The sequence below is a fragment of the Propionicicella superfundia DSM 22317 genome (genome assembly GCF_000423465.1).
Taxonomy (GTDB): Bacteria; Actinomycetota; Actinomycetes; order Propionibacteriales; family Propionibacteriaceae; genus Propionicicella; species Propionicicella superfundia.
Genome location: NZ_KE384021.1, coordinates 59,162 through 81,747, shown reverse-complemented (window position 1 = coordinate 81,747; position 22,586 = coordinate 59,162). Strand labels below are relative to the sequence as shown.

Genomic DNA, 22,586 nt, shown 5'->3' with positions numbered 1-22,586 from the left:
CTAGGCCCCCTGCGGCCCGCCAGGACCCTGCGGCCCGGCCGGGGGCTGGTTCTGGCCGGGCGGTCCGTACGGGTTGTCGCCACCACCGTTCTGCTGAGGCGGCCCGTACCAGGGACCACCCGCCGGCGGCTGGGTGTCGAATCCGGGCGGGGTCGAGCTGTACGGCGGATGCGATCCGGTGCCCGGGGGCGGCACGACGATCTTGCCGTGGGAGGGAGCGTGGCCCTGCGTGACGGGGCGCGGCTGGCGCGGCGGCACCGGCACCGGCGGGATGTCCGACGGCACACGCGTCTCCGAGCCCGTCCACGGGCCCCGCTTCGGCCACCTCTTGAGCGGTGCGAAGACCCGCGCGAGCTGGTCCTTGTCGAGGGTCTCCTTCGCGAACAACTGCCGGACGAGCTCGTCCAGCACCTCGCGGTTGGCCGAAAGCACCTCGAACGCCTCCTGGTGGGCGTTGTTGATGAGCTTGGCCACCTCTTCGTCGATCCGTGACGCGACGGCCTCGGAGTAGTCGCGGCCCTCGCCGAAGTCCCTGCCGAGGAAGGGCTCGCGGTCGCCCGAGCCGAGACGGACCGCGCCGAGCGACTCGGTCATTCCGTACTCGGTCACCATCGCCCTGGCGACCTTGGTCGCCTTCTCGATGTCATTGCTCGCGCCCGTCGTCGGATCGTGGAAGATCATCTCTTCGGCGGCACGTCCGCCGAGCATGTACGCCAACTGGTCGAGCAGTTCGCCGCGGGTCCGCGAGTACTTGTCCTGATCGGGCATCACCATCGTGTAGCCGAGCGCCTTGCCGCGCGGCAGGATCGTCACCTTCTGCACCGGGTCGTTGCCCGGCATCGCGGCGGCGACCAGCGCGTGCCCACCCTCGTGGTAGGCGGTGATGAGCAGTTCGCGCTCGTCCATGATCCGGCTGCGCCGCTGCGGACCCGCGATGACGCGGTCGATCGCCTCATCGAGCGCGTGTGCGTCGATAATCCGCTGATTGTTGCGGGCGGTGAGCAAGGCCGCCTCGTTGAGGACGTTGGCCAGATCGGCACCGGTGAAGCCCGGCGTCCGCGCCGCGACCCGTTCAAGGTTGGCGTCGGCGGCCATCGGCTTGTTCTTGGCGTGGACGCGCAGGATCTGCAGCCGGCCGGCCATGTCGGGCGCCTCGACGGGGATCTGCCGGTCGAACCGGCCGGGACGCAGCAGCGCCGGATCCAGGACGTCGGGACGGTTCGTCGCCGCGATCAGCACGACACCCACCCGGGCGTCGAAGCCGTCCATCTCGACCAGCAACTGGTTCAGGGTCTGCTCGCGTTCGTCGTGGCCGCCGCCCATCCCGGCTCCGCGGTGCCGCCCGACGGCGTCGATCTCGTCGATGAACACGATCGCGGGGGCGGCCTCCTTGGCCTGCTCGAACAGATCGCGGACGCGGGATGCGCCGACGCCGACGAACATCTCGACGAAATCGGACCCCGAAATGGAGAAGAAGGGAACCCCGGCCTCCCCGGCCACGGCGCGGGCGAGCAGCGTCTTGCCGGTGCCGGGAGGCCCGTACAGCAGGACGCCCTTCGGGATCTTCGCGCCCACGGCCTGGAACTTCGCGGGCTCGGCGAGGAACTCCTTGATCTCCTGAAGCTCCTCGATCGCCTCCTCGACGCCCGCGACATCGGCGAACGTCGTCTGCGGCGTTCCCTTGTTGGCGATCTTCGCCTTCGACTTGCCGAAGCCCATGAGGCGGTTACCGCCGGACTGCGCCGAGTTGAGGAAGAAGAACAGCAACGCGCCGAACAGCAGGAAGGGAACCAGGGTGAACAGCAACGTCCCCCACATGTTTCCGTCGGGATTCTCGCCGCGCCACGACTCCAGCGTTCCGTCGGCGACGCGCGCGTTCAGCCGCTCGATGATCGCCTCGGACTGCGTGCCGACCCAGGTCGCGCGAATCTTCGTCCCGTCGCTCTTCTCGACCCGGACCTCCTGCTCGCCGTCGACGAGCACGACCTCCTTCAGCTTGTCGGTGCCGTTGATGACGGACACGACCTCGCTGGTCGGCTTCGACTGGTAGCCGTTCGCATTGCTGACGAAGTCGACGATCAGGAAGATCGCGAGCCCGCCCAGCAGAATCCAGATCAGCGGGCCACGGAACAGCCGTTGTGCTTTCAAGTTCTTCCTCTTCCCACGCGCCCTCGCATTGCGCGAGGCTGCGTGAATCCCTGGTGGAGCACTAAGACTGTACCGGCCGGGGCCAAGGGCTAGCTGTACACGTGCGGGGCGAGCGTCCCGACATCGGTCAGATTGCGGTAGCGACCCGCGTAGTCGAGCCCGTACCCGACGACGAACTCGTTCGGGAGGTCGAAACCCACATAGCGCACCTTCACGGAACTGGACAGGGCTTCGGGCTTGCGGAACATGGTCATGATCTCGAGGCTGGCCGGCTTGCGCGACTGCAGGTTCTGGATGAGGTAGGCGAGGGTCAGGCCGGTGTCGATGATGTCCTCGACGACGAGGACGTCGCGGCCCTCGATGTTCGTGTTCAGGTCCTTGAGGATCCGCACCACCCCCGACGACTGCGTCCCGGCGCCGTAGGAGGAGATCGCCATCCAGTCCATCTCGCAATGCGACTTCATCGCCCGCGACAGGTCGGCCATGATCATGACGGCACCGCTGAGCACCCCGACCAACAGAAGTCGCCTGCCCTCGTAGTCGGCGTCGATCTGCGCGGCGATCTCCTTGACACGGGCCTGCACCTCGGCACCGGTGTAGTGAAGGGAGGCGAGTTCTCCCGATACATCGTTAGCGTCCACGGGCCTTACCCTAACCCGATCCTCCGGGCCCGGCCCCCGCTCCCACCCGATGCGCAGATGCGTCACCGGCCGACGGTGTGACGATCCGGCCCGCCACGACGTGCCACCACCCCTTCGGAACGGGTCGCCGCTCCCTTCCTGCACGAAACGTCACACCCGCCGCGAGCGTGACGAATTGCGCCCCCAGGGAACGGGACGAACGCCCCGGTCGCCCCGCCGCGCACCGGCGGGACGGTTTGTCACATCTCGGGAGACGCGGGCACTACCCTCGCTGCATGGACGAGAGACCGCTCTCGCCGCGCGACGCAGGCGAGGTGCTCACCCTGCAGCGGGCGGCCTACGTGTCGGAGGCGCAGGTGTACGGCGACCCGTTCCTCCCGCCGCTGACCCAGACGTTCGCCGATCTCGAACGGGAGCTGTCCGGCCCCGGCATCGGCATCCGAGACGGCGGACGGCTGGTCGGGGCGGTGCGCTGGACCGTCGCCGACGGCGTCGCCCACATCGGGAGGCTGATGGTCGCTCCCGACCGGCAGGGGCGGGGAATCGGGACACGCCTGTTGCGCGCCGCCGAGGCCGCCAGCGGCGCCGCCGCCTGCGAGCTGTTCACCGGTCACCTCAGCGCCGGGAACGTCCGCCTGTACGAGCGTGAGGGATACGCGATCGTCCGCCGCACGACTCTGCGCGAAGGTGTCGACCTGGTGCATCTCCGGAAGGAGTGCGTCTCCGGCAGGGCGTGAGCGCGACCGGCCCGTCATGCCGTCGGCCCCTCCCCGGCGACCACCTCCAACCGGTCGCCGCGCCGGGTGACCCGGAGCCCCGGGACGTCGACCTCCCGCCGGCCCCGTCGCTGCACGGCGAGATCGGCGACAGCGGCCACATGGGCCTCCCGCAGGTCGGCCGCGCCGCTCCGCTCCAGCCACGCCTTCACCGCCCGGGTCCGCAGCGGCCCCGGCAACGCCGCGAGCGTTGCACAGTCCGCCGGGTCGCCGACCGCCGCCGCCTGCGCGTCCAGGAGGTCCGCGTCGGCCCGCGCGAGCCGGGCGGTGCGGGCCAGCGCCTCCGCGATGCCCGGACCAAGCGCCGTCTCCAGCACCGGGAGCGCCTCGGCGCGGACACGGACGCGGGCGAAGCGACGGTCCTCATTGTGCGGATCGTGGTGAGGCGCAGCGCCCCACGCCGCCGCCGCCTCCGCGACGAGCACGCGTCGCAGGCCCAGCAGCGGCCGCAGGAAGCGCCCCCGTCGCGCCGGCATCCCCGCCAGCGACCGCGTTCCGGAACCGCGGGCCAGCCCCAGCAGCACCGTCTCGGCCTGGTCGTCCAGGGTGTGGCCCAGAAGCACCCACTCGTCGGGGGCGGCCGTCCGTGCCAGCGCGGCATAGCGCGCCGCACGAGCCGCGGCCTCCAGACCCCCGGCCGTCCCGACCGCGACCCGCACGATCTGCCCCGGCACACCCCACTCGCCCAGTTGCCCCACGGCGGCGCGAGCGACGTCGTCCGACCCCGGTTGCAGCCCGTGATCGACAGTGACGGCCCTGCACCCCAGACCCCGCCGACGCGTGGCGACGAAGGCTCCTGCGGCCAGGGCCAGCGAGTCCGCACCGCCCGACACGGCCACGAGGACACCCGCCGCGGGCACGGCGCCCGCCCTGTCGCCGATGGTCGGGCCCGCCGCGTCGAGAGCGGCGCCGACCGCCTCGGCCACGGCCCACTGCGCGGGACCCAGCGCGCGCCGCGCCATCAGCCCACGCGCCTCAGCCAACGATCCGGCTCCTCGATCTCGTCGGGAGCAGGAAGAGCGTCGGGCCCGGCCAGCGGCCGGTTCAGCAGATCCAGACCGCCGCGCTCGTGGAGGTAACGGCAGAAGGCCGCGCCCCGCTCGTACTGGGACACCTTGTGCCCCAGGCCGATCGCGCGCTGGACGAGCCCGAACAGACCCGGCGACCGCCGCCGGCCGTCGAGACTCCGCCGCAACCTCGACAGCGACCGGACAAGACCCACCGCCGTGATGTCCATCTGCACCTCGGCGTGCCCCTCCAAGAAGGTCATCGCGGCCGACAGCACCTCGAACGCATCCTCGGAGCGTGACGCGTCATCGGTACCCAGCAGGTCGGCGGCGAGACCGCGCAGATGGCCGGCGAGCCAGGGCGCGTGCGAGAACTGGAACTGGTGCGTCTGCTCATGCAGGCACACCCACAGCCTGAAGTCACCGGTCGCGACGCCGGAGGCCCGCTCGAAGCCGACGACGTTCGGAGCGACGAGAAGGAGTCGCGGGTCGGGGGACAGCCCCTCGAACTGCCCGAGGATACGGGTGCTGACCACCGCGAGAACGGCACCGGCCTGCACCCCGACCGTCCGCGCGACGACCCGCGGCGAGCGTGCGCCGGGCAGGATGTCGCGCATCAGCCCCTCGGCCATCGCGGCGTTCGCGGCGATCCAACCCGGTCGGTCGACGACGACGACGGGCACCCGCCCGGGATTGCGCAGACCGCTGCGCTCGGCGATGACCTCCGCGGCCCGATCCGCCGCGACGCGCAACCCGTCCACCGCGGCCGTCGCCTGGGCGAGAGGGACCACCGGCCCGGCCGGCACGACCCGGCCGCCGATGCGCGCGGCCAGCCCCCAGTCCAGCTCCGGCAGCGGACTCACCTCTCCCACCCCGTCACGAACACCCGCATGTCACCACCGCCGACGTGATCGCGTCCAGCGCCGGTTGCGCTATGCCTCGGTCGGCCTGCCCGTTCACGAGCATCGAGAACACGAGGACGTCGCCGTCGAGCGTCACCAGGATCCCCGTCAGCCCGTGGATCCCGGACAGGAAGCCGGTCTTGGCCCAGACCTGGCCACGGCCCGCGTTCGTCGAGTATCGGGTCTGCAACGTCCCCGACACCCCGGCCAGGGGCAGGCCGCTCACGACGGCACCGAAGGCGTCCGAGTGCAGCGACGCGCGGACCGCACGAGCCAGCATGCCCGTCGTGACGCGGTTGGACTTCGACAGGCCGGAACCGTCGCGGATCAGCGCGCCGGAGTCCAGCAGCCCCAGCTTCGCCAGCACCGCCGTGATGGCGGCCGCCGCTCCGGTGAAGCTGGCCGGCTGCCCGGACGCGAGGGCCGTGTGCCGGGCCAGCGTCTCGGCGGCGTCGTTGTCCGAATGGAGCAGGATCTGCTCGACGATGACCGACACGGCCGGGGAAGACACGGACGCGAGTTGCGTGGCACCCGCGGACGCCGTCGCCGGAGCCGTCGACGTGACCGTGATCCCCTGCCGGGCCAGTGCCGAGACGAAGGCCGTCACCGCGTTCGCGACGGGATCGGCGACGGGCATGCCCTCCGAGGTGCGCGACCCGTCCACCGCGAGCGACACGACCCTGGCCACCTCCGACGAGTACCCATCGGTCCAGTCGGGATGCCAGTCGGGACCGCTGAACAGAGAGGTGTCGTACCCCAGCACGACCGTCGTCGTCCCGGTCTTCTTCAAGGCGGTCGCGGTGCGCTGGGCGAGCTGCTCCAGCGACGCCCGTTCGGGGTAGTCGGACCGGGTCGTCGCCGTGAGGTACGGGTCGCCGCCTCCCACGAGCACGATCTGGCCCGCCCCGGACGTGACGACCTCCGTGGTGAACGTCGTGCCGGGCCCCAGGACCTCGAGGGCGGCCAGGGTGGACAACACCTTCATGTTGGATGCCGGCGTGAGCGCCTGCTGCGCATTCTCGTCGTACACCACCGTGCCGTCGGCGGCGTCCAGGAAGGTCATCGCCGTCGTCCCCAGACCGGTGCGCGAGACCGACGCCACGCGCGACGCCACCGCCGAGGCCGCCGGGACGGCCGTGGCCGTGCGCGGCGTGGCGACCGCCTCGGGGCTCACGGGCAGGTCGGCCGCGTCGCCCGTCGGCTCGGGCACGTCCTCGAAGAAACCGGGCGTGACGGTCGCCGAACCCCCATCGATCCACAGGCCTGTGGCATACAGCGCCGGGGGGCCTCCCAGCATGACAGCCGTAGTCACGACGGCGACGGCCACACCGAGGACGATCCACCGGCGCGAGCGACCGGCCACGGGGCGTCCCACCTTCGACAACGGACCCTCCCCCGCGATAAGACTGTGATCAGCGACTTCAAGCATAGGGAGGCACACCGTGACGCCGACACCGGATGAGAAGTACGAACCCATAACGTTCGACGTGACCATCGAGATCCCACAAGGAACCAAGAACAAGTACGAGATGGATCACCAGACGGGGCGCATCCGCCTCGACCGGACTCTCTTCACCGCGACCGCGTACCCGCAGGACTACGGGTTCATCGAGCAGACCCTCGGCCTCGACGGCGACCCGCTCGACGCGATGGTGCTGATCCCGCAGCCGACCTTCCCCGGAGCGCTCATCGAATGCCGGGCGATCGGGATGTTCCGGATGACCGACGAGATGGGCGGCGACGACAAGGTGCTGTGCATCCCGACCGCCGACCGCCGACAGGACCACCTGAAGGAGATCGAGGACATCCCCTCGTACACGATGCTCGAGATCGAGCACTTCTTCACGGTCTACAAGGACCTGGAGCCCGGCAAGTCGGTCGAGGGCGCGACCTGGGTCGGTCGCGACGCGGCCGAGGACGAGATCCGAGCGAGCATCGAGCGCGCGCGGGGCACCCACTTCGAGCACAAGCACGTCAACCTGGCCTGACGGTGAGGATCTCGACGCAGCCTCGTTGAGTGCGGTGGGCTGTGGTCGGTGGCCGCGTGCGTGACTCCTGGCCCTTTCCGCACCGCAGCTCGGGCCGCCCACGGTCGTCGCGGGCGGCCCTTCGCGCACCGCGCGCCGCTCGGACCCGCGACCGCACTCGACCACCACCGCCCCGCGGAATGGCGGGCACAGGGCTCCGCCGACGGAGGGCTCAGCCGCTGCGGACGTAGACGACCGCCCCGGACCCGCCACTGCACTCGATCCAGACACCCCTCGTGCAGGTCATCGAATAGTTCTGCCCGGTGACCGGCGAATAGGCGCTGACGACGAGCGGGTCGATGTCGCCGGCCTGGCGCACGGCGATCACGACATTCGCCGCGAACTCGCACGACGCCGACTGGTTGCGTGCCACGCCGTCGCTGCACAGCACCGCGCCCGCGGGAATCGCAGCAGCCGTCCCCGTGCCGGACACCGACCCGGATGTCGTCGACGGCGAGAGGGTCGGAGCGGGGCTGTTGGTGAGACTGGACACGAGGAACCCGATGCCGAACACAGTCACGAGGAGCAGGGTCACCGCTCCGATGGCAAGGGCGCGCGACCGTTTGTGTCCTTCGCTCCGGTCGGGCGTCGGAGGGGATGCCGGCGTCGCCAGGTGCGGGGAACGAGGCGTCGGGACGGCGAGCGGTTCCGGTGGCGTCATCGGGACGGTCTGCTGCCCGGTCGTCTCGACGAGACCTCCCGGCTGCGCCGGTGTGCGCGCGGAGGGGCGGACCGAGGTGGCGACATCGGCCTCCGCGTCCTGGGCCTCCGGCAGGTCGACAGCGGGGCTGCCGGTGCGGAAGATGGACGCGAAATAGGCGGTCGAGTCCTCGTCGAGCGGCATGAGGGCACCGCAACTGACGCAGTACTTCACACCGGCTTCGCACTCGGCGTGGCATGCCGTGCAGATCAAAGGCGCCCCCTCCCGGCCTCCGAGTGTGCCACAGGACTCTGAGAGGATCCCGAACAAAACAAGAGAAAATCTTGCAGAACGCCCGGCATCGAGTCGGTTCCGGAGCGCGGGACGAAGCCCGCCGGACACTCCACGGTCGCAGGGCTCCGGACTCGATCGGGCGTCGAGAGCGCTGCCGTGCCCACGCGATCCGCGCCTCTGCCTCGGGGCGACCCTCGCGAACACCGGCCGGCTCCCCGCGCCGGTCACCGGTCGATCCGGACCAGAATGGGGGCGTGAAGACTCCCGATCTCGTCATCGCCCACCTCAGCGACCCGCACCTGGCCACCCCGGGGCATCCCGACGCCGAACGCACGCGCACCCGGCTCGCGCTGGCGCTGGCAGCCGTCGCCGGACGCGAGCAGCCACCGGCAGCCGTGGTGATCACCGGCGACCTGACGCAGGACGGCGACGAGGCGTCGTACGCGGACCTGCGGGATCTCGTGCACCCCGCCGCCGCGGCGATGGGGGCGCAGGTGCTGTGCGTGCCCGGAAACCACGACAGACGCGAGGCGTACGCGGAGGTGCTGCTCGGACGGCGGAGCAGCGAACCCGTCCTCCAGGTGCTCGACGTCGCGGGACTCCGGGTGATCGGGCTCGACTCGTCGGTGCCGGGACGCCACCACGGCGCCCTCGACCCCGACCATCTCGACGCGCTCCGGGCCGAGCTCGCCACGCCCGCCCGCCGTGGAACCGTGCTCGCGCTGCACCACCCGCCGCTGCCGCCGGTGCTGGACTTCATGCAGGACTTCATCCTCATGACGCGCGACGAACTGGCATCCGCGATCGCCGGGTCGGACGTCCGGGCGATCCTGACCGGGCACCTGCATCACCCGTACTTCGCGACGTTCGCGGGCGTCCCGGTGGCGACGGCGTCCTCGATCTCCCGGCCCGTCGATCTGACCCGCCCGTCGGCGGAGGTCGTGGACCGTGACGGACCCGCCCTGTACAACCACGTTGCCGTGTACCCCGACGCGATCACGCACGCCGTCGTGGCGATCGGTGAATGGGAACGACTGCCGTCACACAGGGATCTGTGACGGGGGGTGTGCGGGGAATCCCACCCTCACAGGCTCATCGGCGCCGGCCGACGGCGTGCGCCACGTTCTCGGCGAGTTCGACCAGCGCGACGAAGTCGAGGGTCTGCCCGGCCTCCGCACGCTTGGAGATCATCGTCACGGGGTACGCGTACACCGGCTCGGGAACCTCCGACAGGAGAAGCGCGGGAACCGCGTCCAGACCGTCGGCGACCTGCACCCACGGATACCCGTAGGCCAGCCCGATCGCATCCCCCAACACGACGCCCAGCGCCTGCAGCTTCCAGGTCTCTCCCGGCCTCACCTCGGCGAGGACGGCCTCGATCACCCGGAGCTTCGTGCCCGGGTTCGTGTCGTAGTCGTCGGCCCCTTCGAACGCGTCCGCGACCCACTCCCGGCACTCGGCCATCCACCGCTGATTGCCGGGGGTCAGCGGCGCATGTGACTTCTCGCCTCCCATTGCCCCGACGCTACCCGGCGCCGGACGTCGGTCGCACCACGCCGGCCCCGGTGGACCAGGTGTGACACACCGACCGGCGAAAGACCGCCGACACCGGGTTACGGCGCTCTGCCGCGCCGAGCCGGCCCGGAATGTCACGCGCCGCGCTCACCGAGCCGCCCCGGCGGGCACGGGGACGACCGGCTCGCGGGCGGCGGCACAGGCCGTCGCGACCGCATCCCGGGAGCCCGCCACGATCACGTACTCCACGTTGCGCAGACGCTTCGCCTCGCCCACTTTGTGCCCGGCCGGGTTGTACACACCGATCTGGGCACCGACATACCGCTTCGAGTCGAAGGCGAGGAGCTCGACGGCCTCGCGTCCGGTGTCCCGCAGCCACCCCGCCACCTGATCCGGCGTCACCCATCCTTCGTCGTTGTACGAGACGAGCAGGAGGTCGGCTCGCGCTCGGGCGAGGACATCGGCGAAGGCGTCCGGCATCAGCCTCTTCGAGTCGAACGCGCTCCGGGTGGCCGCGTCGCGTGAATCGGCTCGCTTGCAGGCGATCCCGTAGTGGGACGGACGATCCCACCGGATGAGAGTCTCCCAGATGTGGTAGTTCGTGAAGTACCGGTGCTGGTTGTAGGGAGGGTCTATGTACACGAGGTCGACCGGCGGGAGGACGGCCACGGTGTCGAGGACGTCCCCGGCCACGGTCGCTCCCGGGCCGCTGAGCAGTGCCGGGCGACGCAGGACGAGGTCGTTGGACGCCCGGGGCGCCCAGGTCTTGAGATAGGCCATCTGCAGGCCGGTCGTCGAGTCGACGCGATCGGCGGCCAGCAGCAGCGAGGTCAGCAGGATCGGGTACAACGCGGTGTCACGCCAGCGTTCGACGGCGTCGCGGATCGCGTCGATCCGCGCCCCGTTCTTGGGCTGGAAGAAGCGTGCCTGTTCGCAGAAGGTGGCGGTGACGTATCCGCGGCGACCGGGCAGGGCGTCGAGTTCGCCGAGTGCGTCGTCGAGTTCCTCCATGTCGACACCGGCGGCGTCCGTCGCGATGTAGCAGTCGGACAGGACCGCCGAGTAGGTCGCAAGGTCGGCCGCGGTCGTGTAGAGGCCCCGCCGCTTGAATTCCTGGGCAACGCGGGTGGTCCCCGTGAACAGGTCGACGGCCGTCCGCGCACCCACCGCCGTGGCGATCGCCCCGAGAACGGGCACCAGCGCCCGCTTCGACCCCAGGTACTTGATCACCCTGCCACTCTAGGCATCGACCGGCCATGCGCGGGCCCCAGCCTCTTGCCAGTCTGGAATCCGGCAGCGTGACGACATGCGCCGGCTGCGCCGGAGTCGCCTCGCATGGGCCCCACGCGGTCCGCAGCCCGGACACTGCGTCACGCGAGACGACGGCGCGAACGGGCTCGGGGTGGCCGACTCTCCCGCCGAGTACGCGTCACGGGCCGCCGCTCGCTATACTCGTCCAGGCGATCGCCACGGCGATCCCTTGCCGCCTTAGCTCAGTCGGTAGAGCGTCTCACTCGTAATGAGAAGGTCTGGAGTTCGATTCTCCAAGGCGGCTCCCTCTCAGCCGAGCGCATCATGGCCCGCCGCCGGATGTGATCGCGCCCACGGCGACGCGAGTCCCGCCGTCCCGTCCCGAAACCAGCAGGCCTTCCCGCTTCGGCGTCCGACCGATCCCGGATCAGCCCGCCGTGCAGACGAGACCGTCGGCCGTCGCCGCCCCCGTCGTGAGGTACGCCACGACAGCGGAATCGATGCAGGACGACTTGCCGCCGTACGCCCCGTGCCCCGCTCCGTCGAACGTGACGAGGAAGCCCGATTCGAGCTGATCGGCCATCCACTTCGCCTGTTGATACGGCGTCGCGGAGTCCCCGGTGCCGCCGATCACCATGATGGGCTTGGCTCCCGACGCGGTGATCACCAGTTTGGACGCCGGCTGCGCGGTCCAGACGGGGCAGGTGTACCCCACCCCGAAGTACTTGGCGAAGAACGGCGCCTTGTCCTCGTCGGCCTTCCACTGCGCGTATGCCGCGGCGACGCCTCGGTCGGCCTCGTCGGCACAGAGGATCGCCGAGAATCCGTAGAACATGCTGCCGTAGGAGTTGCTCTGGCGGCTGTTGAGCAGGTCTGCGGCCTGCAACAGGTACTCGCCCCGGCCGTCCATCGCCTCCGCCAGCGTGGAGAGCAGATTCTCGTACTGCGACTCGTCCCAGTAGAGGAACAGCGCGAGCCCGCTGGCCGCGAGGGTCTGCGTCAGCGTGCGGTCCCCCACCGTGACCGGATGCTGGTCGAGCCCGTCCAGCCAGTCGCCGATCGTGCCTTTCACCTCGTCGACCGTCGAGCCGAACCGGCAGCGGTTCGACGCGCACCACTGCGCGAACGTGTCGAACGCCGTCTCGAACCCCATCGCCTGGATGACCGACTCGTCGTCGGTGATGTTCACCGCGCCGTCCAACATCATCCTTCCGACCTTGTCGGGGAACATCTGGGCGTAGGTCGCGGCGATCATGGTCCCGTACGAGACGCCGGCGTAGTAGAGCTCGTCGTCCCCGACCAACTGCCGCAGCAGGTCGAGGTCGCGGGCCGTGTCCTGCGTGGAGACGTGTGCCAGCAGAGCCCCCGAGTGCTCGAGGCATGACCGGGCGAACGCCTTCGTCCCTTCGAGCAGCGCGCGGTTCTCCGCATCGTCGTCGGGGGATGCGTCCAGTTCGACGAACGCATCCGTCTCGGAGGTCCCGTAGCACGTCACCGGTGTCGACTCACCGGATCCGCGCGGGTCCCAGCCCACGATGTCGAACCGCTCCAGCCCGGTCGTCTGAAAGCTGTCGACGTAGTCCTGACCGGACGCGCCCGGCCCGCCGGGGTTGATGAACAGCGTGCCGATCCGAGGTCCGGCCGTGGCTGCCCGCCGCGTCATGGCGATCGTGATCGCCTGCCCGTCCGGAGCGGAATAGTCGAGCGGGACGCGAACCGTCGCGCACTCGTTCTCGCCGCATTCCCGCCACTCGATCTTCTGGCTGAGATAGCGCTGCATCCCCGACCCCGCCGGAGGATCGACGAATCCGTCGGGTTGGACGTCGGGGGTGGACAGCTTCTGCCGGTCCGGGGAGGTCTCGGGTGCGGTCGTCGTCGCCGCGGTGGTCGCCGACCCCGTGGATGTGGCGCGACCGCTGGGCTCGCTCCTCCCGGCGTCGGGATCGGAGAGGGAACAGCCGGTCATGACCAGGAGCAAAGCCACTCCCAGTGCGATCCTGCGCGTCAGCGTCACGGCCCCAGAGTACGTGCCCGCATGTCACCCACGCGTGACACCCCGCACAGGCTCACCCGCCCACGAACCGCCTGCCGAACCATCCACACCAAGACAGCCACCCCCGTCACGTCCAACCGCCACGCGTGACACCCCGCACACGCTCACCCACCCACGAACCGCCTGCCGAACCATCCACACCAAGACAGCCACCCCCGTCACGTCCAACCGCCACGCGTGACACCCCGCACACGCTCACCCACCCACGAACCGCCTGCCGAACCATCCACACCAAGACAGCCACCCCCGTCACGTCCAACCGCCACGCGTGACACCCCGCACACGCTCACCCACCCACGAACCGCCTGCCGAACCATCCACACCAAGACAGCCACCCCCGTCACGTCCACAGGCATCCGGCGGGGCCGACAGGCTCGACGCCGGACGTCTCACAGCACGGGCATGTTGGGACGAGAGTTGGTGGAGGCGATCCTCGCGGGCGAGAACGGCGTGATCGCCATCAGGAAGTACCGGAGTCTTCGCTCCACGGTGTGGCGGCTGGTCCGCTCGGGAGCCCTGACCCGAGTGTTCCCGGGCGTCTACGCGCTCACGGCCGAGGCCGACAGCACCGCGATCTGGCTCGCCGCGCTGGCCGCGTGGAAACCCGACGCAGTTGTCGCAGGCAGGACCGCCGACGCGTTGCTCCGCGGCGCACTGCCTCCGCACGTCGGCGGGCTGAGCCGCATCGAGGCACATCGCCCGGTCAGAACCCGCGACACCGACCGCGTGCGATGGCGCCGCCGGGTGCACCCGCCGGAGGCGCGCGAAACCCGGTCGGGCGTGACGGCATTGACTCCCGTGGCCTCGGCGGTCGAGCGGGCGGCACACGACGACGGGCGGGCGATCGACGACCTGTTCCGCCTGCGCCAGGGCGACCCCGACGACCTCGCTATCGCGATGGCGACCTACACGCACACGCCCGGAAACCCCGCGCGGCGGCGCATCGTGGCCGACAGCGCATCGCGCCCGTATTCCTTCGGCGAGCGGGAGTTGCATCGTGTGCTGCGGTCCCACTCCCTCACGGACTGGGTTGCCAACGAGCCCATTCGTGTGGGCGGGAGGATCGTCGTGCCGGACATCCGCATCCGCGGGCTACGCCTGATCATCGAGTTCGACGGGCGGGAGTTCCACTCCGGTGCAACTCGGTTCGAGTCCGACCGCGAACGGCAGAACCTCCTTGTCCGGCACGGGTTTCTCGTGTTGCGCTTCACCTGGGCGATGCTTCACGACGACCCGAGTTCCGTGGTCGCCGCCATTCGGGACGCCTGCCGGCACGCGGCGCGAATGCCCTCCTGACCGCCCTGACGAGAACCCCGGCCCGCCGCACCTCGACCGCCCCGTGACACGAAGCGCACCCACGCTCGGTCGAGGTCCGATCTCGAACCCGCGAGACCCGAGATGGTACGGAACGTCACACGCACGGGACGGGTGGCAGGGGCAGGCACGGCGCTCCGGAGGTGAGCACGAGCGAGATACCCGCTGTCGACCCGGCGGGGTGGCAGACCACCGGAGTGCGAGGGCACAGCCCCCACAGCCCGGCAAGATCCGTCGCCCGTGGCCTGCGGCGCCAACAGCCAGCCGCGAGCACCACCCGAAGCAAGAAACGCAGACCCCGCCACACCTCCGACAGAATCAGCCACCGACGGCCCTGCGGCGCCAACAGCCAGCCGCGAGCACCACCCGAAGCAAGAAACGCAGACCCCGCCACACCTCCGACAGAATCAGCCACCGACGGCCCTGCGGCACCAACAGCCAGCCGCGAGCACCGCCCGAAGCAAGAAACGCAGACCCCGCCACACCTCCGACAGAATCAGTCGCCGGTGGCCTTGCGGCGCTGACGATTGCGCCGGAGGCGGCGGTCGAAGCCCCAGCCACCTCCGCCGGTGAACAGCAGGAGGAGACCGACGCCTGCGAGGACGAGCTCGTACTCACCGGTGAACCCGAACCGGCCGTCGACGAACGGATTCGCGGCGCCCCACTGCACGAACACCAGCGCCAGGGTGGCGATGGCGGCGATCCCCAGACCCGCGATCCGGGTGAGCAGGCCGAACAGCAGGCCCAGCGCGATGAGCAGTTCGCCGGCGCACAGGACGATCGCCATGATCGCCGGCTCGGGGATCCACGTGGTCGCGATGAGGTCGTGGGTCGCCTGGAGGTTCGTGAAGTGCTGCACCGCGCGAACGCCGAAGATCGCCGCGAGGATGATCCGCAACAGGAACAGACCCAGCGACGGGAAGAACTTGTCGGTGGTACGCACGACGGGCGTGGGAACAGGCTCCGGCTCCGGCGTTCGAGCGACGTTGCCGAGCGCCTTGTCACGTGCCGTCTTTCGCTCGGCCCGCTCCGCGGCGAGCAACTCGGCCTGCGACAGCTCGGCGGTGGGTGCGGCCTCCGCGACCGCGGCGCCCGCAGCCGTGCCCGCGGCGGCAGCGGCGTCACGGAACGGCGAGTACTCGGCCTCGGCATCGATCGCGCCGGGCGGCGGGAGGGGTTCATCGGTGACCGCCTCGCGCACGGCCGTGGCGTCGGCATCCCCGGCTGTGGCCGGGGCATCCTCGGCGGACGCAAGGGTGTTGACCGACGTTGCGTCGCCGGTTGCCGCAGCGACATCGGCGGACGTCTCTCCCGCCGCCCCGGTGATGTCGGGGGACACGCGAGCCGAGGCAGGCTCGGCCACCGCCGACGAGGACGCCTCCGAGGCGGCCTCAGCGGATTCGGTCGACGCGGCGGGAACGGGTTCCACCGCCGCAGACTCTCCGGTCACGGACTCCACCGGGACAGACTCCCCGACCACGGACTCCACCGGGACAGACTCCCCGACCACGGACTCCACCGGGACAGACTCCCCGACCACGGACTCGCCGGACACGGCTGCGGGCTCGGATACCTCGGTCTCCGCAGGAAGCCCGGCAGCGGGAGCGTCCGCCGACGGGCCGGGCACATCAGCAACGACCGGGACGGGCGCGGCCTCCGCGTCGGGCGCGGACGACGCCTCGCCCGGGTCGACCGTCCCGGCTGCCTCGGTCACAGGAGGCTCGACCATGGGCTCGACCGGCTCGGAGGCCGCGTCGACGACCTGGTCACCATCGGCCGCGGACGCCACCGGCGCGAGGGACTCCTCGCCGGCCTCGACCGGGGCCTGTGCCTCATCGATCGTGGGTTCGTCTCGTCGTTCCTGGTTCTCGTCCACCGGTCACTCCTCATGCCGGGGGCATCACCCCGCGGTCAAACTGGTGGTCACATGGTCGCACCCGCCACCTGTCCTCACGAGGACCGACACCGGGTTCAGCCGAGATCGGCCAGCGAGATCAACAGCGACTCCATCGCCAGCAGCGGGGCCACATTTCCGGCCAGCGCGACCCTGCATGCCAGGATCGCGTCGAGCCTCCGCACGGTGTCGACCGGAGAGCAGGCACGCGCCGCCGCGAGGATCTCCGCCCTCACCTCAGGATTCACCAACTCCGCTCCGGCACCGGTCTGCACAGTGAGGACGTCCCTGTAGTACGCCGTGAACTCGGTCAGCACACGATCCAGCGCGTCACGCTGCAACCGCTTCACCCGCGTCTTCTGCCGGTCCTCCAACTCCTTCACCGCTGCGGCCGAACTCCGCGGCCGCGCGCCCTTCGCGCCGATGCCCAACGCGGCGGACAACTCGGCGAGCTCCCGCGCATCGAGCTCCGACGTGGCCGCCCGGGCCTCGTCGGACGACCCCGAGATGAGGGCGGCCGCCGCGGTCAGGCATGCACCGAGGGACGACAAGCGCGACGGCAGCACCAGCACGTCGTGGCGGCGGCGACGGGCGTCGTCGTCGCGGGCCAGGACGCGGGCGCGTCCGATGTGTCCCTGGGCGGCCCGCGCCGCGAACGCGGCCATGGCCGGGTCGATCCCATCGCGCCGGACGAGCAGTTCGGCGATGTCGGCCTCGCGAGGCGTGCGCAGGTGAAGGTGGCGGCACCGCGAGCGCAGGGTCACCACGACATCGTCGGCCGTCGGCGCACACAGGACCCACACGGTGCGCGGAGCCGGCTCCTCGATGCTCTTCAACAGCGCATCCGCTCCGCGTTCGGTGACGAGGTCGGCGTCTTCGATGACGAGCACCTGGTACCTCCCCCGGCGCGGCGCCATGGACGCGCGCACGACCAGGTCACGCACCTCGTCGACCCCGATGGACAGCAGTTCGGTGCGCACCAACGTCACCTCGGGATGCGATCCGGCCAGCGCCGACCGGCAGTCGCTGCACACACCGCACCCGCCCTCGGGGCACTGCAGTGCGGCGGCGAACGCCTTTGCCGCATTGGACCGGCCGGACCCCGGCGGCCCGGTGATCAGCCACGCGTGCGTCATCGCATGGGCACCGCCGGCGACGGCGGCGCGCAGGGTCTCCACCGCGGCGGACTGCCCGATGAGATCGGCCCACACCCCGTCGGTCATGTGTCCAGTGTCGCAGCCCGCCGGGACAGAATCCGCATCACCCGATCGTGCACGAGCGCGGCCGTCGCGTCGAGCTCCTCCATTCCCGGCGTCACGAGGTACCGCTCGGGGTCGCCCGCGGCCAACGCCAGAAAGCCCTGACGCACCCGCTCGTGGAACTCCACACCCTCGCCCTCCAGCCGGTCCTTGTCGGCGATCCGGTGGACGGCCCGTCGCGGGTCCACGTCCAGCAGGACCGTCAGGTCGGGACGCACGTCCCGCGTCGCCCACCGGGCGACCCGCTCCACGTCCTCGACGTCCAGCACTCTCCCGGCCCCCTGATAGGCGATCATCGAGTCGACGTAACGGTCGCACACGACGACCGCACCCCTGGCCAACGCCGGCATGACCACCGCAGTGAGATGGTGCGCCTTGTCGGCGGCGTACAGCAGGGCCTCGGCCCGCGCGTCGAGGTCGCCCGTGGCAGGGTCGAGGAGGATGTCGCGGATCCGCTCGCCCGCCGCGGTCCCCCCCGGCTCACGCGTCTGGACCACCTCGTACCCCGCAGCGCGCACGGACGCCGCCAGTAAAGCCGTGTGCGTCGACTTGCCGCTGTGATCCCCGCCCTCGAAGACGACGAACACGCCCGTCACGGCTTGATTCCGAGCTGTTTGAAGTACCGCTGATGGTCGCGCCAGTTCGCGACGAACTCGACCCGCGCCGCCTCGGATCCGATCACCGCGCGCTCATACGCACGCCCCGCCTCGAACGCCTCCGCCGGTGCCAGCCCGTCCGTGCTCGGGGTCGGCGGCGTGTCCGGCAGGCAGGCGTCCAACTCGGCCACGATCATGTCGAGCCGGCGACGCAGCCCGCGCGCGCGGGAGCCGAAGTACTGACGCGACACACGCGCGATACGAAACGCGTGGACAGCCGACGCGCGCGTCTTCTCCCAGCGCTGCTGCGGCGCATGGCGATCGAGCCGGCGGGCGCGGTTGATGAGCGACAGGAGCGTCGTGTCGATCTCCTGCGTCAGCGCGGCGGCGGCCGGGCGCGTGTCCCACTCCCCGAGGCGGGGTTGGCGCGCGAACGCCAGCAACCCGTCGATCACCGACAGGTATCGCTCGCTGAACGGCGCGGCGCCCGGGCGCTCCAGCACCCATTCGAGGTCGGAGCGAACCATGTCCGTGTCGAGCCTGCTCGCCCACGCGAGCCCGTCGAGCGTGCGCAACGCCCGTCCGAGCTGTGCGTACAGGGCGTCGGGCGAGGAGTCGATGCCCCGTCGGAACGCCAGCTCGGCCTCCACGATCCGGCGCACGCGCCGCCGCACCGCGCCCTGCGCCATGTCGTGCATCGTCATGTCGGGCGTGAACCGCTCGACGAAGGAGAAGTCCTCCGACCTGTACCGCTCGCACACCAGCGCGACGAACGGCTCCGCCGCGGCGACGCGACGGGCGCCCACGGCCTCCAGCCCGGACAGAAGCGCCGCGACCTGCTTGCGGGACCCGTCCCGCTGGGTCACGGTCGCCACACGCAGGACGGCCGGGGGCACCGACCCGAGGTCGGCCGTCAGCGTCGTGTCGCGCAGCGTCGCGAGGACCTCGCCCGCCGGGCCGACGGCCGTGAACTCGCGCGACTCGGTGGTCAGATGGCCCTGCACCCCCAGCGGTGCGAGCCGCCGGAACGGCGACGTCAGCGCGGAGAAGTCCTCGGGCAGATCGCCGTGGCCGAACGGTTCCACGGTCTCGGCCTGCAGGTAGGGATCCCAGCCCGACGTCCGCAAGACCCATTCGCCCAGTCCGTCGACGACCCGGTGCACGAGCAGGACCCCGGCTCCGGCGAGCCGGAGGTCGGACGTGTCGATGACCGTGAGCTGCGGCTGCCGCCGCGCCCCGAGCCTGGTCCGGATCGCCGCGATGCCTGCCTCGGGCCTCGCCAGCGGGCCGGGGACGGCCCCGACGGGCACCTCCAGCCGCACGACGGTCATGACGATCGCTTCCGCGTCGCAGAGCGGGCCGACGTCGCGGTCGCGGTCTTGCGCGTCGAGGACCCTGCGGGCCTCGTCCGCCGCGCCGGCTTCTTCGCGGGCCCGGCGGCGCGCTTCTCGGCCAGCATCTCCGACGCCTGCTCCAGCGTCATCGCCTCGACCGAGTCGGTCTTCTTCAACGTCGCGTTGTACTCGCCGTCGGTGACGTACGGCCCGAATCGTCCCTGCTTGACCGTCACCTCGTGACCGGTGGACACGTCGGTCCCCAGCACCCGCAGCGCCGCGGTCGCGCGTGCCCCACGCGCCTTCGGCTGCGCGTAGATGGCCTCCGCCTCGGGCAGCGTGATCTCGAAGAGCTGCTCCTCGGACGCCAGCGAGCGCGAGTCGCGTCCCTTCTTCAGGTACGGCCCGTACGGCCCGTTCTGCGCGGTGATCTGTTCACCGTCGGCGGCGGTCCCCACGGTCCGCGGCAACGACAGGATCCGCAGGGCGTCGGCCAGGGTGATCGTCGCCGGGTCCATCGTCTTGAACAGGGACGACGTCCGCGGCTTGCGTGTCTTCGGCGCGTCCTCGGGCAGGACCTCGGTGACGTACGGTCCGTAGCGGCCGTCCTTCACGACGAGCGTGTGGCCGGTCTGCGGGTCCTCGCCCAGCTCACGACCGGTCGCGGGCCGCGACAGGAGTTCTCGCGCGAGGTCGACGGTCAGTTCGTCGGGGGCGAGGTCGGGCGGGATGTTCGCCCGCCGTTCCTCGGCGTCGGTCACGTAGGGCCCGTAGCGGCCCACGCGGACCACGACCCCGGAGTCGCCGAGCGGGAAGCTCGACATCTCCCGCGCGTCGATGTCGCCGAGGTCGGACACCAGCGCCTGGAGCCCGTGGGCGCCGTCCCCCTCGGGGCCGAAGTAGAAGTCGGTGAGCACGGCGAGCCGATCGGCGTCGCCGTTGGCGATCTGGTCGAGGGTGCCTTCCATCTCGGCCGTGAACCGGTAGTCCACCAGTTGGGGGAAGTGCTCCTCGAGGAGCCGCGTCACCGCGAACGCCAGCCACGTGGGGACGAGCGCCGACCCGCGCTTGAACACATAGTCGCGCGTCGTGATCGTGCGGATGATCGAGGCGTAGGTGGACGGCCGCCCGATCTCGAGCTCCTCCAGCTTCGCCACCAGCGACGGCTCGGTGTACCGCGCCGGCGGCCGGGTCTGGTGCCCGGATGCCTCGATCGACTCGGCCCGCACCTCCTGGCCGACCGTCAGCTCGGGCAGCCGCGCCTGCGCGTCGTCGGAACGGTCGTCGTCGGTGACCTCGACATATGCCTGCAGGAAGCCGGGCTTCGTGATCGTCCGCCCGCTGGCGGTGAACGTGCACGTCGACGCCGGTTCGGCGTCCACCTCGAAGGGCTCGGGGAGCGCGGCGTCGATCAGCACCTTCACGTTGTTGCCCTCGGCATCGACCATCTGCGAGGCGAGGGTGCGCTTCCAGATCAGCTCGTAGAGACGGAGCTCGTCACCGTGCAGGCCCGTCTCCCGAGGCAGCGCGAACGTCTCCCCGGCGGGCCGGATCGCCTCGTGCGCCTCTTGGGCGTTCTTCACCTTCGACGTGTACACGCGGGGGCGGGACGGTACCGCGCCGGGTCCGTAGAGCGCCACCGCCTGGGCGCGGGCCGCGGTGATCGCGGTCTGGGAGAGGGTGACCGAGTCGGTCCGCATATAGGTGATGTACCCGCCCTCGTACAGGGTCTGCGCGACCGACATCGTGCGCTGGGCGCTGAACCCCAGTTTGCGGCCGGCGTCCTGCTGCAGGGTCGTTGTGCGGAACGGCGCGTACGGGCGCCGTGTGTAGGGACGGCTCTCCACCGAGGTGACCGAGAAGGAGGCCCGCTGCAGTGCCGCCGCCAGTCCCTCCGCAGTCGGCTGGTCGAGCCGCAGCAGCGTCGCCGGGGAGAGCGTGCCGTCGCTCGCGAAGTCGCGTCCCGTCGCCACCTTCCGGCCGGCGACGGCCGTCAGACGGGAGCTGAACACCGGCGGGACGGCTTCGGAACCGGCGTCCAGGTCGGCGTCGATGCCGAAGTAGTCGGCGACGGTGAAGGCCATGCGCTCGCGCTCGCGATCCACGACGAGCCTCGTCGCGACCGACTGCACCCGGCCCGCGGACAGGCCCGACATGACCTTCTTCCACAGGACGGGCGAGACCTCGTAGCCGTAGAGGCGGTCCAGGATGCGCCGGGTCTCCTGGGCGTCGACGAGGTCCAGGTCGAGATCGCGGGGGTTCTTCACCGCCTCGGCGATGGCGCTCGGGGTGATCTCGTGGAAGACCATGCGCTTGACGGGGACCTTGGGCTTCAGCTCCTGCAACAGGTGCCACGCGATGGCCTCGCCCTCGCGGTCCTCGTCGGTGGCGAGCAGGAGTTCGTCGGCGTCGGCGAGCTTCGCCTTCAGCGAGCGCATCGTGGCCTTCTTCTCGGGCGCCACCACGTAGAGGGGGGAGAAGTCCTTGTCGACGTCCACCCCGATGCGCGCCCACTTCTCGCCCTTGTACTTGGCGGGCACCTCGGCCGCGCCGGTGGGCAGGTCGCGCACGTGACCGCGGCTGGACTCGACGACGTACCCGTTGCCGAGGAAGCTCGCGATCTTGGTCGCCTTTGTCGGCGACTCGACGATCACGAGTTTGCGCGAGTGTGAAGTAGCCACGTCAACTACCGCTTCCGGTTCGTAACATCTACGGTGCCTCGATCGTAACCGCCGGAACACCGCTGCCCTGTCCGTCGATCTCGGCCTGCAGCCTGGGAGTATGCCACCCTCGCGGAGAAATGGTGCCCCGTTTCCCCCTCCTGGCCCGAGGCGTGCGCGCGACGATCCCGCACGGCGTCCGACGCCCGTCGCGGGCCGAGCCCCACCCGCGCAGGGCAGGCGGAGTCGGAGCCTGTGCCTGGCTGATCGTTCCT

Annotated in this window: 18 protein-coding genes and 1 tRNA gene; 5 read left to right on the top strand and 14 right to left on the bottom strand. The window is 70.8% G+C overall.

The window, feature by feature from the left end:
• Both ftsH and hpt read right to left on the bottom strand, forming a co-directional pair.
• Positions 1-2,148, bottom strand: a complete 2,148-nt coding sequence (ftsH, locus tag G555_RS0110230) for an ATP-dependent zinc metalloprotease FtsH (protein ID WP_028708807.1) — start codon at positions 2,146-2,148, stop codon at positions 1-3.
• An 89-nt stretch (positions 2,149-2,237) separates the two neighbouring features.
• Entirely contained in the window at positions 2,238-2,789 is a 552-nt protein-coding gene (gene hpt, locus G555_RS0110225; RefSeq protein ID WP_028708806.1) for a hypoxanthine phosphoribosyltransferase, read from the bottom strand.
• A 275-nt stretch (positions 2,790-3,064) separates the two neighbouring features.
• Between hpt and G555_RS0110220 the strand changes: the two genes are divergently transcribed.
• Positions 3,065-3,526, top strand: coding sequence for a GNAT family N-acetyltransferase (locus tag G555_RS0110220; protein ID WP_028708805.1), 462 nt, complete (start codon positions 3,065-3,067; stop codon positions 3,524-3,526).
• Between the two features lie 14 nt (positions 3,527-3,540).
• On the opposite strand, the gene tilS is transcribed toward G555_RS0110220, so the two are convergent.
• Genes tilS through dacB form a run of 3 tightly spaced genes read right to left on the bottom strand, consistent with a single transcriptional unit; the run spans position 3,541 to position 6,837 of the window.
• Positions 3,541-4,548: a tRNA lysidine(34) synthetase TilS gene (gene tilS, locus G555_RS0110215; protein ID WP_245581258.1), complete on the bottom strand. Its 1,008-nt coding sequence runs from the start codon at positions 4,546-4,548 to the stop codon at positions 3,541-3,543.
• Positions 4,527-5,435 carry a zinc-dependent metalloprotease gene (locus G555_RS0110210; protein WP_036922408.1) on the bottom strand — a complete coding sequence of 303 codons (909 nt, stop codon included), beginning with the start codon at positions 5,433-5,435 and terminating at the stop codon, positions 4,527-4,529. Before G555_RS0110210 ends, tilS begins: the two co-directional genes overlap by 22 nt.
• A 13-nt stretch (positions 5,436-5,448) precedes the next feature.
• Positions 5,449-6,837, bottom strand: coding sequence for a D-alanyl-D-alanine carboxypeptidase/D-alanyl-D-alanine endopeptidase (gene dacB, locus G555_RS0110205; protein WP_051208764.1), 1,389 nt, complete (start codon positions 6,835-6,837; stop codon positions 5,449-5,451).
• 79 nt (positions 6,838-6,916) lie between these two features.
• Between dacB and G555_RS0110200 the strand changes: the two genes are divergently transcribed.
• Positions 6,917-7,462: an inorganic diphosphatase gene (locus tag G555_RS0110200; protein WP_028708801.1), complete on the top strand. Its 546-nt coding sequence runs from the start codon at positions 6,917-6,919 to the stop codon at positions 7,460-7,462.
• 211 nt (positions 7,463-7,673) lie between these two features.
• Here the strand turns inward: G555_RS0110200 and G555_RS21260 are convergent, their stop codons facing one another.
• Entirely contained in the window at positions 7,674-8,414 is a 741-nt protein-coding gene (locus G555_RS21260) for a hypothetical protein (protein WP_156887509.1), read from the bottom strand.
• Positions 8,415-8,689: 275 nt separating this feature from the next.
• Here G555_RS21260 and G555_RS19190 point away from each other — a divergent pair, with 275 nt between their 5' ends.
• Positions 8,690-9,493: a metallophosphoesterase gene (locus tag G555_RS19190; RefSeq protein WP_051208759.1), complete on the top strand. Its 804-nt coding sequence runs from the start codon at positions 8,690-8,692 to the stop codon at positions 9,491-9,493.
• Positions 9,494-9,527: 34 nt separating this feature from the next.
• Here the strand turns inward: G555_RS19190 and G555_RS21255 are convergent, their stop codons facing one another.
• Both G555_RS21255 and G555_RS19180 read right to left on the bottom strand, forming a co-directional pair.
• Positions 9,528-9,950, bottom strand: a complete 423-nt coding sequence (locus G555_RS21255) for a DUF3806 domain-containing protein (RefSeq protein ID WP_051208757.1) — start codon at positions 9,948-9,950, stop codon at positions 9,528-9,530.
• A gap of 147 nt (positions 9,951-10,097) precedes the next feature.
• Positions 10,098-11,180, bottom strand: a complete 1,083-nt coding sequence (locus tag G555_RS19180; RefSeq protein ID WP_051208754.1) for a DNA adenine methylase — start codon at positions 11,178-11,180, stop codon at positions 10,098-10,100.
• A gap of 252 nt (positions 11,181-11,432) precedes the next feature.
• Between G555_RS19180 and G555_RS0110175 the strand changes: the two genes are divergently transcribed.
• Positions 11,433-11,505: transfer RNA gene (locus G555_RS0110175), tRNA-Thr, on the top strand.
• A gap of 123 nt (positions 11,506-11,628) precedes the next feature.
• Here the strand turns inward: G555_RS0110175 and G555_RS0110170 are convergent.
• Positions 11,629-13,215 carry an alpha/beta hydrolase gene (locus G555_RS0110170; protein WP_028708800.1) on the bottom strand — a complete coding sequence of 529 codons (1,587 nt, stop codon included), beginning with the start codon at positions 13,213-13,215 and terminating at the stop codon, positions 11,629-11,631.
• Positions 13,216-13,656: 441 nt separating this feature from the next.
• Between G555_RS0110170 and G555_RS0110165 the strand changes: the two genes are divergently transcribed.
• Positions 13,657-14,550 (top strand): endonuclease domain-containing protein, encoded by an 894-nt coding sequence (locus tag G555_RS0110165; RefSeq protein WP_084635165.1) that lies wholly within the window; start codon positions 13,657-13,659, stop codon positions 14,548-14,550.
• 514 nt (positions 14,551-15,064) lie between these two features.
• Here G555_RS0110165 and G555_RS21250 read toward each other — a convergent pair.
• The 5 genes from G555_RS21250 to topA all read right to left on the bottom strand — a co-directional run bounded on the left by G555_RS21250 (position 15,065) and on the right by topA (position 22,332).
• Positions 15,065-16,444, bottom strand: a complete 1,380-nt coding sequence (locus tag G555_RS21250) for a DoxX family protein (RefSeq protein WP_051208752.1) — start codon at positions 16,442-16,444, stop codon at positions 15,065-15,067.
• 95 nt (positions 16,445-16,539) lie between these two features.
• A complete protein-coding gene (locus tag G555_RS0110155; protein WP_028708798.1) occupies positions 16,540-17,685 on the bottom strand; it encodes a DNA polymerase III subunit delta' in 1,146 nt (381 codons plus the stop codon).
• On the bottom strand, positions 17,682-18,317 hold the full coding sequence (tmk, locus tag G555_RS0110150; RefSeq protein WP_036922405.1) for a dTMP kinase: 636 nt from the start codon (positions 18,315-18,317) through the stop codon (positions 17,682-17,684). Before tmk ends, G555_RS0110155 begins: the two co-directional genes overlap by 4 nt.
• Positions 18,314-19,648: a hypothetical protein gene (locus G555_RS0110145; RefSeq protein ID WP_028708796.1), complete on the bottom strand. Its 1,335-nt coding sequence runs from the start codon at positions 19,646-19,648 to the stop codon at positions 18,314-18,316. Before G555_RS0110145 ends, tmk begins: the two co-directional genes overlap by 4 nt.
• The gene (topA, locus tag G555_RS0110140; RefSeq protein ID WP_028708795.1) at positions 19,645-22,332 is read right to left on the bottom strand and encodes a type I DNA topoisomerase; all 2,688 of its coding nucleotides are present in this window, start codon (positions 22,330-22,332) and stop codon (positions 19,645-19,647) included. The genes G555_RS0110145 and topA overlap by 4 nt, the downstream gene beginning before the upstream one ends.
• Between the last annotated feature and the right edge of the window lie 254 nt (positions 22,333-22,586).

Excerpts from the sequence above, each read along its gene's own strand:
- G555_RS0110220 (WP_028708805.1), top strand. The coding sequence starts at position 3,065 with ATGGACGAGAGACCGCTCTCGCCGCGCGACGCAGGCGAGGTGCTCACC.
- G555_RS21255 (WP_051208757.1), bottom strand. The coding sequence starts at position 9,950 with ATGGGAGGCGAGAAGTCACATGCGCCGCTGACCCCCGGCAATCAGCGG.
- G555_RS0110165 (WP_084635165.1), top strand. The coding sequence starts at position 13,657 with ATGTTGGGACGAGAGTTGGTGGAGGCGATCCTCGCGGGCGAGAACGGC.
- G555_RS0110155 (WP_028708798.1), bottom strand. The coding sequence starts at position 17,685 with ATGACCGACGGGGTGTGGGCCGATCTCATCGGGCAGTCCGCCGCGGTG.
- G555_RS0110145 (WP_028708796.1), bottom strand. The coding sequence starts at position 19,648 with ATGACCGTCGTGCGGCTGGAGGTGCCCGTCGGGGCCGTCCCCGGCCCG.